This window comes from Frigoribacterium sp. CFBP 8754, assembly GCF_014841815.1.
Classification (GTDB): Bacteria; Actinomycetota; Actinomycetes; order Actinomycetales; family Microbacteriaceae; genus Frigoribacterium; species Frigoribacterium endophyticum.
The window spans coordinates 249693-261421 of sequence record NZ_JACYUO010000002.1; the positions used below are offsets into that span (position 1 = coordinate 249693).

Genomic DNA, 11729 nt, shown 5'->3' on the forward strand with positions numbered 1-11729 from the left:
GCCCCCCGGCTGGTTCGATGGCCGCATGAGCTCCGACACCGCGCCCGACCGCCCCTGGCTGCACAGCTACGCCCCGGGCGTCCCCGCCGACATCGAGCCCGTCACCGGCACCCTCGTCGACCTCATCGACGACGCCGTCGCCGCGCACCGCAGCCGCACGGCGCTCGAGTTCTTCGGGCGGGAGACGAGCTACCGCGACCTCGGCGACGAGATCGCCCGGGCCGCCGAGGGCCTCCGCAAGCTCGGGGTCGGGGCCGGTGACCGGGTCGCGATCCTGCTGCCCAACAGCCCCCAGCACGTCGTCGCGTTCTACGCGGTCCTGCGCCTCGGCGCGGTCGTCGTCGAGCACAACCCGCTCTACACCGACCGCGAACTGCGCCACCTCTTCGAGGACCACGGCGCGACCGTGGCGATCGCGTGGGACAAGCTGGTCGACCGCCTCCGGGCGCTGCCGAGCGACATCGGCTTCCGCTCGGTCGTCTCGGTCGACGTCACGCGGGCGATGCCGCTGGCGACCCGGCTGGCCCTGACCCTGCCGGTGCCGGCGGCCCGGAAGTCGCGCGAGGCGCTCACCTCCCGCACCCGCGGCGACCTCACCTGGCCCGAGCTCGTCTCGTCACGCCCGCTGCGGCGCCGGCACCCCCGTCCCGCCCTCGACGACGTCGCCCTGCTGCAGTACACGAGCGGCACGACCGGCTCGCCGAAGGGGGCCGTGCTGACGCACCGCAACCTGCACAGCAACGCCGTGCAGGGGCGCGCCTGGGTGCAGGGCATCCGCGAGGGCGAAGAGACCGTCTACGGCGTCCTGCCCTTCTTCCACGCCTACGGCCTCACGCTGTGCCTCACCTTCGCGATGAGCATCGGCGCCCGCCTCGTGCTCTTCCCCAAGTTCGACGTCGACCTCGTGCTCAAGGCCGCGGCGAAGCACCCGCCGACGTTCCTGCCCGCCGTGCCGCCGATCTACCAGCGCCTGGCCGAGGCGGCGGCGGAGCGCGGCGTCGACCTGAGCAGCGCCCGCTTCGCGATCTCGGGGGCGATGAACCTGCCCCTGTCGACGGTCACCGCGTGGGAGGGCGTGACGGGCGGGATGCTCGTCGAGGGCTTCGGCCTCACCGAGACGTCTCCCGTCGCGCTCGGCAACCCGATGGGCCCGACGCGACGCCCGGGCACCGTCGGCGTGCCGTTCCCGTCGACGGAGGCGCGGGTCGTCGACCGTGACGCCCCCGACCCCGAGCGCCCGGTGACGCCGGGCGCGGCCGGTGAGCTGATCCTCCGGGGCCCCCAGGTGTTCCAAGGGTACTGGAACCGCCCCGACGAGACCGCCGAGGCCTTCCTGCCCGGCGGCTGGTTCCGCACCGGCGACATCGTCAGCATGAGCGCCGACGGGTACGTCACGATCGTCGACCGCATCAAGGAGCTCATCGTGACCGGCGGCTTCAACGTCGCCCCCTCCGAGGTCGAGGAGGCCGTGCGCGGCGCCGCGGGCGTCGCCGAGGTCGCGGTCGTGGGCATCCCGCGCGCGGGCGGCGGCGAGGACGTCGTCGCGGCCGTCGTGGCGAGCCCGGGCGCGACGATCGACCCCGAGGCCGTCCGCGACCACGCCCGGGAGCAGCTCGCCGCGTACAAGGTGCCGAAGCGCGTCGTCGTCGTCGACGAGCTGCCGCGCTCGCTGATCGGCAAGGTGCTGCGCCGCGAGGTGCGCGACTCCCTCATCGCCGGGCGCTGAGCCGGGGCTCGGCTACAGCCCGCCCCAGCGGGAGATCGGCCAGACGATCACGAACGCCCGCCCGACGACGTGGTCGAGCGGCACGAACCCGTCGTAGGGCCCGCTCTGGTGCAGCCGGGAGTCGGCGGAGTGCGCGCGGTTGTCGCCCATCACCCAGATCGCGCCCTCCGGCACGGTCACGTCGAACGGGATGGTCGACGCGGGCCCGTCGGGGTCGGCCAGGTACGGTTCGTCGACCGGTTCGCCGTTCACGAGCATCCGCCCCTCGGCGTCGCAGCACGAGACGGTGTCGCCCGGCAGCCCGACCACGCGCTTGATCAGCTCGTCGTCTCCCCCGACGCTCCCGCCGGGCAGCCAGCCGCCCGGGTCGTGGAAGACGACGACGTCGCCGCGGTCGAGGTCGACGAGGTCGGGCACGAGCTCGTTCACGATCACCCGGTCGTCGATCATCAGCGTGTCCTCCATCGACGCCGACGGGATGTAGAACGACCGCACCAGGAAGGTGCGGACGCCCCACGACACGAGCAGCGCCACGAGGACCACCACGACGAGGTCGCGCAGCCAGCGCCACGACGAGCCGGGGCGGGCGGGAGGCGCGGCACCGGCCCCCGAGGTCGCTGCCGTCCCCGGGCCTGCCGTCTCGCTCATGCCGTCATCCTGCCAGGGCGGAGCCGCCCGCCGGCTGCGCGCCTGACGAGCCCGGACCACGCCGCACGGCGATGCTCAGGCGGCGGTCCAGCCGAGCCGCTCGAGACGCGCCAGCGCGTGCTCCTCCGCCACCGGGCGGGCGCCGAGAACGCCGCCGATCGCCCCGAGCATCGCCTGCGCCGGGCCGGCGGTCGGCAGCGCGACCGGGCCCAGGTGGGGAGGCTGCAGGTCGAGCAGCTCGCGGAACCGCGGCTGCAGGGTGCCGACGGCTCCGTTGAACAGCACGGGGTAGCCGAGCCGCAGCACAGGGAAGAGCGGCGGTCGCCGGATGAACCGGACCACCTCGTCGGTCCGCGCCGTGCGCTCGAGCACGCCCCGGCGGTCGAACTCCATCAGCTGGTGCTGCATCTCGGCGACGGTGCGGGGCGGGTCGACGACCCCCATCAGCTCGCCGGCCGTGGCCCACTCGCGCACGTAGGCGTCGGGGCCGCCAGGCACCTCACCGTGCCCCCACTGCTGGAACGCCGCGAGGAAGGAGTCGGCGAAGGCCATGTGCACCCAGCTGAGCAGCTCGGGGTCGTTGGCCGCGTAGTCGTGGCTCACGCCGTGGCGGTCGTCGTACTGCCCGACGACGTTCGTGTGCAGCCGCGTGACCCAGCCCGACGCCCGCGTCGCCGCCTCGCGGCTGCCGTACGACACGGTGTAGATCCAGCGGATCGTGCCGGCCAGGCGCCCCAGGGGGTCGTCGCGGAACCGCGAGTGGTCGTGCACCCCCGCGAGCGCCCCCGGGTGGAGGGCCTGAACGAGCAGCGCACGGACGCCCGCGGCGATGGTCGACATCGAGCCGTGGACGGCCCAGACGGCCGACCCGGGCAGGAAGAAGCCCTCGTCGTCGCCCTTCTCGAGATCGGTCACCCACTCGGGCGTGCCCGTGTACTGGCCGTTGAACGTGTACTGCAGGCGGGCGCGGAGCGGCTCGGTGAGGGCGGGCATGCACCGATCATGCGCCGCACGTCTGGGCGCGGGGGCCACGCGGGCGCCTTCTGTCTCGACGTCGAACCGCCTGGCCGGCACCGCGCCTCCTCGACGGGCCCTCCGCGGTCGTGCGGGAGCCCGCGAGGAGGCGCGGTGCAGGAGGAGCGGCCGGCTCAGTTCCCGTGCGCCTCCTCCGCGACGGGCTGCCACTCGCGCCAGGTCGCGAGGCGCTGCTCGTAGTCGGCCTCGGCGATGCCGAGGGGCGCCTTGCCGAAGAAGACGCGCAGGGGCGGCTGCTCGGCGTCGACGACCTTGAGGATCGCGCCGCGGGTGGCGTGCGGGTCGCCCGGGTCGGCCGCCGACGGTCGCTCGGACGCAGCCTCGCGCACCTCGGCGTAGGCCTCGAGCTCGTCGCTGCGGGAGGCCGACGGGCCCGACCAGTCGGTCGAGAAGCCGCCGGGCTCCACCAGCGTGACGTGCACGCCGAAGCCGGCGACCTCCTGCGAGAGCGCCTGGCTCATGCCCTCGAGCGCCCACTTCGACGCGTGGTAGATGCCGACGGTGGGGAAGGCGCTGACGCCTCCGATGCTCGAGACCTGCACGACGTGGCCGCTGCCCTGGGCCCGGAGGATCGGCAGGGCGGCCTGCGTGACCCACAGCGCGCCGAAGAAGTTCGTCTCGAGCTGGGCCCTGGCCTCCTCCTCGGTGAGCTCCTCGACCATGCCGAAGTGGCCGTAGCCGGCGTTGTTGACGACGACGTCGAGCCGGCCGAAGTGCTCGGCGGCACGCTGCACGGCGGCGACGTCGGCCTCGCGATCGGTGACGTCGAGCTCGATCGGCAGGAAGGCGTCGGGGTACTGCTGCACGAGTGCGTCGACGGTCTCGAGCCGGCGGGCGGTGCCCGCCACGCGGTCACCGCGCTCCAGCGCGGCCTCCGCCCACTCGCGGCCGAAGCCCTTCGACGCCCCGGTGATGAACCAGACCTTGCTCACGGTGTTCCTCTCGTCGTGGTGACCACCTCGGGTGGGGGCGGCCCCGATCATCCAACGCCGTAGAGTGGCCGGGTGACCATCGAGACCCCGCGTCCCTGGCTGACCTCCTACGCTCCCGGCGTCCCCCACGACATCGAGCCCGTCACGGGCTCGCTCCTCGACCTGGTGGAGGGCTCGGCGAAGAGCTACCCGCGGGCCGTGGCGCTCGAGTTCTTCGGGGCGACGACGTCGTACTCCGAGCTCGTCGAGCAGATCAGCCGGGCCGCCGAGGGCCTGCGTGGCCTGGGCGTCCGCCACGGCGACACCGTCGCCCTCGTCATGCCCAACAGCCCGCAGCACGTCGTGGCCTTCTACGCGGTGCTGCGCCTCGGGGCGATCGTCGTCGAGCACAACCCCCTCTACACGCCGCGCGAGCTGCGCCACCAGTTCGAGGACCACGGCGCCAAGGTCGTCGTCGCGTGGGACAAGGTGGTCGAGACCCTCCAGGACTTCCCCGCCGACGTCGCCCCCGACGCGATCGTGTCGGTCGACGTGACGCGCGGCATGCCCCTCGCCACCCGGGCGGCCCTCCGCCTGCCGATCTCGAAGGCCCGGGAGTCGCGCGCCAAGCTGACCACGAGCGTCCGGGGCACGACGCCGTGGGAGAAGATCGTGGGCTCGTCGCGCATCAAGGCGAAGCACCCGGCGCCCTCGACGGACGACCTGGCGGTCATCCAGTACACGAGCGGCACCACGGGCACCCCGAAGGGCGCCCAGCTGACCCACCGCAACCTGCTCGCCAACGCCGCGCAGTCGCGCGCGTGGGTGCCGACCATCGAGCGCGGCCGCTGCACCGTCTACGCGGTGCTGCCGATGTTCCACGCCTACGGGCTCACGCTCTGCCTCACCTTCGCGATGAGCATGGGCGCCCGCCTCGTGCTGTTCCCGGCCTTCGACCCGGCCCTCGTGCTCAAGGTCATGAAGAAGCGGCCGCCGACCTTCCTGCCGGCCGTCCCGCCCATCTACACGCGCCTCCGGAAGGCCGCCGACGACGCCGGCGTCTCGCTGCAGGGCGTCGAGGTCGCGATCTCGGGCGCGATGCCCCTCTCGGCCGAGGTCGTCGAGCCGTGGGAGGCCGAGAGCGGCGGCTGGCTCGTCGAGGGCTACGGCCTGTCGGAGTGCTCGCCCGTGCTGATGGCGAACCCGGTCGGGCCCACGCGCCGCGCCGGCACGGTCGGCCTGCCGCTGCCCGGCACCGAGGTGCGCGTCGTCGACCCGGAGAACCCGACCGTCGACGTGCCGGCCGGCGAGAGCGGGGAGCTGATCGTGCGCGGCCCCCAGGTGTTCAGCGGTTACTACCGCAAGCCGCAGGAGTCGAACGAGGTCTTCGTCGACGGCGACTGGTTCCGCACCGGCGACATCGTCACGATCGACCCCGACGGGTTCGTGCGCATCGTCGACCGCATCAAGGAGCTCATCATCACCGGCGGGTTCAACGTCAGCCCCTCCGAGGTCGAGGAGGTGCTGGTGCGCTTCGACGGCGTCACCGAGGCCGCCGTCGTCGGGCTGCCGAGCCCCGGCGGCGAGCAGGTCGCCGCGGCCATCGTCGTCGAGTCGGGCGCGAGCGTCGACGTGCAGGCGCTCCGCACCTTCGCGCGGTCGCACCTGACGCCGTACAAGGTGCCCCGCCGCATCGTCGTGGTCGACGAGCTGCCGAAGTCGCTGATCGGCAAGACGCTGCGCCGCAAGGTCCGCGACCAGCTCGCCGACCGCTAGCCCGGGGCTGGCCGGGCAGCCCCGGGGCTGGCCGCGCAGCCGGGCGCTGGCGGGCAGCCCGGGGCTGACCGGGCAGCCCGGCGTCAGCCGGGCAGCCTTCCGGCGAGCAGGGCGTAGAGCAGCGGCACGGCCGACGCGGCCATGAGCACCGTGCCGAGGCCGTCGTCGTCGGTGCGCAGCACGGCGCCGGCGATGAGCAGGCCCGCGAAGAGCACGGCCGCGAGCACCCGGCGGGCCGTCCGCTCGATGCGACCGAGCTGACGCTCGATGCGCGGGCTGCCGACCTCCAGCGTGCCGTCCTCCAGGCGCGTGACGAGGTGGTCGAGCCGACCGGGCAGCCGGACGGTGACGTCGGCCGCGGCGAGGGCGCGTCGCGCGACGTCCTGCACGGCGTTGCCGCGCTCGTCGCGGACGAGCTGCGCCGCGTAGGGCTCGACGGAGTCCCAGAGGTTGAAGACCGGGTCGAGGGCGCTGGAGACGCCGGAGGTGAGGGTGACGGCGCGGAGCACCAGCAGGAAGTCCTCGGGCAGCTGGAACGGCAGGGCCCGGATCAGGTCGCCGAACTGGCCGGCGAACTCGCGGTACTCCCGAGGGTCGACCTCACGCAGCTCGGCGAACCCCATTCCGCCGAAGCGGGCGAAGGTGGCGCTGACCGCCCGCTCGAGCTCACGGGTGTCGGCGCTGGGCAAGAGCACCCCGAGGTCGCGCATCGCGTTCACCATGCCGCTGCCGTCGCGGGAGGCGGCGGCGATCAGCAGCGTTCGCAGACCGTTCCGGGTGCCGGTGGGCACCTCCCCCATCATCCCGAAGTCGATGAAGGTCAGCCGCCAGGGGCGTTCCCCCTCGGCGGCGGCCACCGGGGTGACGAAGATGTTGCCGGGGTGCGGGTCGGCGTGGAAGAAGCCGTTCGTGAAGAGCTGGTCGAACATCACCGCGGCGAAGACGGGGGCGACCTCGACCGGGTCGATGCCGGCGGCGCGGAGGCCGTCGACGTCGGTGATCTTGATCGCCGAGACGTCCTCGAGCACGAGCACCTTCCGCGTCGAGCGCTCCCAGATGACGTCGGGCACGCCGACCCGGTCGTCGTCGGCGAAGTCGGCCGCGAAGCGGGCCGAGTTCGCGGCCTCGTTGAGGTAGTCGATCTCTTCTAGGCTCGTCCGCGCGAACTCCTCGACGAGGGCAGGGGCGTCGACCCGGTCGGAGACCAGGCGGACGTGGCTCAGCCAGCCGCCCACCTTGCGGAGCGCGGCGAGGTCGACGTCGACGATCCGGTCGATGCCGGGCCGCTGCACCTTGAGCACGACGTGGACGAGCCCGGTGTCGGCGGAGTCGACCGGGCCGAGCGTCGCCCGGTGCGCCTGGCCGAGGGAGGCGGCGGCGATCGGCTCGGGAGAGACGGCGGTGAAGACGCGGTCGAGGGGCATGCCCAGCTCGGCCTCGGCGAGCGCCCGGATCTCGGGGAACGGCACGGGCGTCACCTCGTCTTGCAGACCCTCGAGCTCCTTCGTGATCTCGGGCGGGAGGACGTCCAGGCGCGACGAGAGGTACTGCCCGACCTTGATCATCAGCCCGCCGAGGTCGAGCGCCAGCGCGTGGAAGCCGCGTGCGAAGCGCTGCATGCGACGGGCGCGGGTGCGCTCGGCGACCCAGCGCAGGCCGAACCTCGGCAGCACCAGCTCGAACCACCAGGTCACGGCGAGGTGACGGGAGGCGAACCGGAGGATGCGCCGGTACCGGGCCCGCCCCGCGCGGTCGCGCAGGGCGTCGCCCGGCTCACCGGCTCGGGCTGAGGCTGTGGGGGTCGGGAGGGGGGCGGTCGGTGCCACCCGCGTCAGTCTCGAGCGAGGATCGAGTAGATGCGGCGACGGGCCTCGTCGAGGGCCGCCACCGCCTCGTCGATCTGCGCGGCGGTGCCGGTGCGGCCCACCTGCGCCGTGGCGCGGGCGAGCTCGATGCCGGCCTTGGGCAGGGCGGTGCGCCGGTCGCCGGAGGAGCGCGGGGCGGACCACGGGTCGGACGGGTCGACGCCCGCGGCGGCGCGGCCGGTGTCGGTCAACGAGTAGACCTTGCGGCCGTCGGTCTCCTCCGCGACGACGAGGCCCTCGTCGGCGAGCAGCTGGAGGGTCGGGTAGACGGAGCCCGCGCTGGGCTTCCAGTCACCGCCCGTGCGCTCCTCGATCTCGTGGATGACCTGGTAGCCGTGCATCGGTCGCTCGGCGAGGAGGGCGAGGATCGCCGCGCGGAGCTCGCCGCGCGGGGCGCGGGCGCCGTCGCGGCGGTCGAAGGTCGACCGGAGCTGGTCCATGGCATGCCACATGCCGTCGAGGTCGACGGGGAACGAACCGGGTGTGCGCGAGGTGCTCATGATGATCTCCAGTCGAGGGTCGAGCGATGCCCGAACGATATACCTGGCCCCCGACACGGAGCCGGGCGGGCGCTCAGGCTGGCACCGCGCCTCCCGCACTCGGCCCCGCCGTCGCCCGAGCGGTCACGATCGGCGGCTCTCGCCCCTTCCGGGCAGCAGTTCGCGACCACTCGACGGCTCTGTGACCCATCTCCCCTCACCCGGGGCTCGACGCCCTAGCGTGAGCTCGTGAACACACGTCCTGAGGTCGTCCCTCTCATCGACCACCCGGACCAGTACGCCGGTGAGGAGCGGGTCGCGATCGTGGCCACGCACGCCGCGTCCCCCGGGTCCGGCGCCGCCGCGGAGGCCCGCCGGCTGCGATCGTGGATCGAGTTCCTCTCGACGCGGCCAACCGCGATCACCGATCTCCGGCTCGCCTCTCGGGTGGGCCAGGGACTCCTGGCCGCCGTGGCCGGCCAGGGGCAGCTGAGGTCCCTGGGCGTGAAGTGGGGCCCGTACGACGACCTGTCGCCTGTCGCCCAGCTCTCCTCGCTCGAGACGCTCGACCTGCAGGGCGCGAGTCGGGTCGAGAGCCTGACCCCGCTCCTCGGGATGGCGCGCTTGACACAGCTGACCTTGTCGCAGGTCCATCGCGTGCCTGACGTGGCCGTCCTCAGCGAGCTGGTGGGCGTCACCTCGCTCACCCTCGGCAACGTCTCGCCCGGCTCGGACACGGGGCTGACCGTGCCGCATCTCAGGTGGGTGCCCCGCCTGCGGCAGCTGCGGTGCCTCTCGCTGCCCGGCACGCGCCTCGTCGACCACGACCTGACCCCGTTGCTCGATCTGCCCGACCTGGTCGAGCTCACCCTGCCGCTGCGGCGGTCCTACCGTCGGCAGGTGTTCACCCTGGCGGATCGGAGCCCGGTCTTCGCGAGCCTCGCGGCGGAGTACGAGAGCTACGACGCCTGGCGGGCAGCCTCCAGGACGTGACGACGAGCCGCTCAGGTGAACACCCGCCTCCCGCGCTCGGCCCCGCCGTCGCCCGAGTGGTCACGATCGGCGGCTCTCGCCCCCTCCGGGCAGCAGTTCGCGACCACTCGGGGGCCCTCAGTCGCTCGGGACGAGATCCCGGTCGGCGTCGGGGTCGAAGCCGTCGTCGTAGCGGTCGACGTCGAGCTCGACGGCCTCGATGCGGAACTGGTCCAGGAAGCGTCGGAAGCCAGGGTCGAGGCGGAGGCGACGGGCGGCTCGGCGGGCCTCGCCCTCCGACCGGAAGAAGCCGATCTGCTTGACGTCGACGAGCGGCCACTCGGTGTGCGACCCCCGCGGGCGGAGGTGCGTCAGCGACCAGACCCTCGTCACTCCTCGCGCCCCTCGGCGTCGTACGAGAAGAAGCCGCCGACCCAGGCGGGTTCATCGACCGGCCACCTCTCGATGCGGAGGGGCTCCACCTCGTCGACGGCGCCGAGGCGCCCGTCGAAGCCTCGCTGGGTCCGGGCGCGGTCAGCAGCCGCCCGGGCGCGTGCCCTCGTCGAGTACACGCCGAAGAGGCGGGGGAAGGCGACCTCCTCGTAGTCGTGCACCGTGGCGGTCCAGTAGTGCACGACGGCCCACACGAGGCGCGGTCTCGGCGCAGCGGGCTCGGCGGGTCGGCTCATGCGCCCAGGGTAGGGCGACGACGCGGCGGGCGACGACGGAGCGTGGGCTACGACGAGGGCAGGCCGGCGGCGAGCTCCTCGAAGAAGCCGGCCCAGCCGGCGGCGGTCGCGTCACGCTGCTCGGCCGAGAAGCCCGGCGTCTGCTGTGTGAAGCGCATGCGGGTGCCGCCGTCGACCGCGGCGAGCTCGACCACCATCGTCGCGCGAGCGGGCGACGCCGGGTCGTCGGTGAGCGTCAGGACGAGGCGCTCGTCGGGCACGACCTCGACGAACTCGCCGGCCCAGCTGAGGGCGTTCCCGTCGGGCAGCACCATGGTCGCCGACCAGGCCCGCCCCGCGACGGCCTCGTAGTCGAGGGCGTCGAGCGGCACGTCGACGGCCGGTCCGCCGAACCAGCGGGCGAAGTCGGCGGCGGTCGTCCAGGCCGAGAACACCGCTGCGGGAGGCGCGGTGAAGGTCCGGACGATCTCGACGCCCTCGGCAGCCTGGTCGCTCATCGGGGGTGCTCCTCGGTTCGGTGGCGGTGGCCGGGGCGGGCGACCTGCCGGAGTCGGTGGTCGGCCCTCGCAGGCCTGGTGGCAGTGTCCCAGGCCCCGACCGGCCGCGCCAAGGCCGCGCGACGACGCACGCCCGGCGCTCTGCTCAGCCCACGGGTGGACACCGTCCCGCCCTGGGGAGGACGACGCCGGGCCACCCGCCCCGCGACCATGGGTCGTGCCCTTCACCCCCAGCCACGCGGTCGTCGCCCTGCCGTTCGTCCGGAGCCCGCTGCCCGCCGGGGCCGTCGCCGTCGGCTCGATGGCGCCCGACCTCCCCCTCTTCTTCCCCGTCGGGGTGACCTACGAGACCACGCACGGCGTCCCGGGCCTGCTCGTGGTCTCCGTGCCGCTCGGAGCGCTGCTCTACCTGGTGTGGCTCCGGGTGCTGCGCCCCGCCGCCGGGGTGCTGCTGCCCCCGGTCGTCGGCACGCGCCCCCCCGCCGGCCTGGGCCGTGCCCGGGGCGACGTCGGCCGGCCGCCTCCTCGGGGTGCTGCTCGCCGTCGCCGTCGGCGTGCTGACGCACGTCGGGTGGGACGCCTTCACCCACCCCGGGCGGCTCGGCAGCACCCTGCTGCCCGCCCTGGCGGAGCCGTGGGGCCCCTTCGTCGGCACGCAGTGGGCGCAGTACGGGTCGTCGGTCGTCGGGCTCGCCGTGCTCGCGGTCGCCGGGGCGCGGTACCTGCGGCGCGCACCCGTCAGCGCTCGGCCTCGACCGTCACGGTCGCGGACCGTCTCGTGGTGGCTCGCCGTCGCCGCCCTGGTCACGGGCCCCGTCGCCGTGGCGGTCACCCGCGGGCTGCCCTCCGACGTCGGGACGGCGAAGTCGTTCGTGTTCTTCGCGGGCACGGGCTCGGGCGCGCTCCTGCTGCTGCTGGCCGTCGGGGCGTCCGTCGCCGTCCAGCTCGGACGACGCGCCGGAGGGCGCACCGAGGGCGTCGCGACCCCCGAGGAGCCGTTCGACGGTCGGGGCGAGGGCGCTGCACCATGACCGGGTGCCTGAACTCGACGAACTCCGCGCCACCGCCCACCCGGCACAGGCAGCCGGCCCGAGCTGCAGAACCCGACCACGCGCCTCCTGATGACCGGAA

At 74.0% G+C, this 11729-nt stretch carries 12 protein-coding genes and 1 pseudogene; 5 read left to right on the top strand and 8 right to left on the bottom strand.

Annotated elements, in window-relative coordinates; genetic code table 11:
* Positions 1-25 precede the first annotated feature (25 nt).
* Positions 26-1726 (top strand): long-chain-fatty-acid--CoA ligase, encoded by a 1701-nt coding sequence (locus IFT72_RS07685; protein WP_192046068.1) that lies wholly within the window; start codon positions 26-28, stop codon positions 1724-1726.
* A gap of 12 nt (positions 1727-1738) precedes the next feature.
* Here the strand turns inward: IFT72_RS07685 and lepB are convergent, their stop codons facing one another.
* From lepB to IFT72_RS07700, 3 genes are all read right to left on the bottom strand, one after another.
* A complete protein-coding gene (lepB, locus tag IFT72_RS07690) occupies positions 1739-2374 on the bottom strand; it encodes a signal peptidase I (RefSeq protein WP_192046069.1) in 636 nt (211 codons plus the stop codon).
* Between the two features lie 75 nt (positions 2375-2449).
* Positions 2450-3367, bottom strand: a complete 918-nt coding sequence (locus tag IFT72_RS07695; RefSeq protein WP_192046070.1) for an oxygenase MpaB family protein — start codon at positions 3365-3367, stop codon at positions 2450-2452.
* A gap of 155 nt (positions 3368-3522) precedes the next feature.
* Positions 3523-4341: an SDR family oxidoreductase gene (locus IFT72_RS07700; RefSeq protein WP_235491245.1), complete on the bottom strand. Its 819-nt coding sequence runs from the start codon at positions 4339-4341 to the stop codon at positions 3523-3525.
* Between the two features lie 72 nt (positions 4342-4413).
* Between IFT72_RS07700 and IFT72_RS07705 the strand changes: the two genes are divergently transcribed.
* Entirely contained in the window at positions 4414-6096 is a 1683-nt protein-coding gene (locus IFT72_RS07705) for a long-chain-fatty-acid--CoA ligase (RefSeq protein ID WP_167259709.1), read from the top strand.
* 83 nt (positions 6097-6179) lie between these two features.
* Here IFT72_RS07705 and IFT72_RS07710 read toward each other — a convergent pair whose 3' ends face one another.
* Together IFT72_RS07710 and IFT72_RS07715 are read right to left on the bottom strand one after the other, a co-directional pair.
* Positions 6180-7856 (bottom strand): AarF/ABC1/UbiB kinase family protein, encoded by a 1677-nt coding sequence (locus tag IFT72_RS07710; RefSeq protein ID WP_192046346.1) that lies wholly within the window; start codon positions 7854-7856, stop codon positions 6180-6182.
* 71 nt (positions 7857-7927) lie between these two features.
* Positions 7928-8461, bottom strand: coding sequence for a PadR family transcriptional regulator (locus IFT72_RS07715; RefSeq protein WP_244634310.1), 534 nt, complete (start codon positions 8459-8461; stop codon positions 7928-7930).
* Between the two features lie 228 nt (positions 8462-8689).
* On the opposite strand from IFT72_RS07715, the gene IFT72_RS07720 reads away from it, so the two are divergent.
* Positions 8690-9433, top strand: a complete 744-nt coding sequence (locus tag IFT72_RS07720) for a hypothetical protein (protein WP_192046071.1) — start codon at positions 8690-8692, stop codon at positions 9431-9433.
* A 117-nt stretch (positions 9434-9550) separates the two neighbouring features.
* Here IFT72_RS07720 and IFT72_RS07725 read toward each other — a convergent pair whose 3' ends face one another.
* Genes IFT72_RS07725 through IFT72_RS07735 form a run of 3 tightly spaced genes read right to left on the bottom strand, consistent with a single transcriptional unit; the run spans position 9551 to position 10598 of the window.
* Positions 9551-9805, bottom strand: a complete 255-nt coding sequence (locus IFT72_RS07725; protein ID WP_185233231.1) for a hypothetical protein — start codon at positions 9803-9805, stop codon at positions 9551-9553.
* On the bottom strand, positions 9802-10101 hold the full coding sequence (locus IFT72_RS07730) for a hypothetical protein (protein WP_156370048.1): 300 nt from the start codon (positions 10099-10101) through the stop codon (positions 9802-9804). The genes IFT72_RS07725 and IFT72_RS07730 overlap by 4 nt, the downstream gene beginning before the upstream one ends.
* Positions 10102-10148: 47 nt before the next feature.
* A complete protein-coding gene (locus IFT72_RS07735) occupies positions 10149-10598 on the bottom strand; it encodes an SRPBCC domain-containing protein (protein ID WP_192046072.1) in 450 nt (149 codons plus the stop codon).
* A 217-nt stretch (positions 10599-10815) separates the two neighbouring features.
* On the opposite strand from IFT72_RS07735, the pseudogene IFT72_RS16610 reads away from it, so the two are divergent.
* Positions 10816-11061, top strand: a pseudogene (locus IFT72_RS16610) (DUF4184 family protein); the annotation flags it as partial.
* 31 nt (positions 11062-11092) lie between these two features.
* Entirely contained in the window at positions 11093-11629 is a 537-nt protein-coding gene (locus IFT72_RS07745) for a DUF4184 family protein (protein WP_192046073.1), read from the top strand.
* Positions 11630-11729 lie beyond the last annotated feature (100 nt).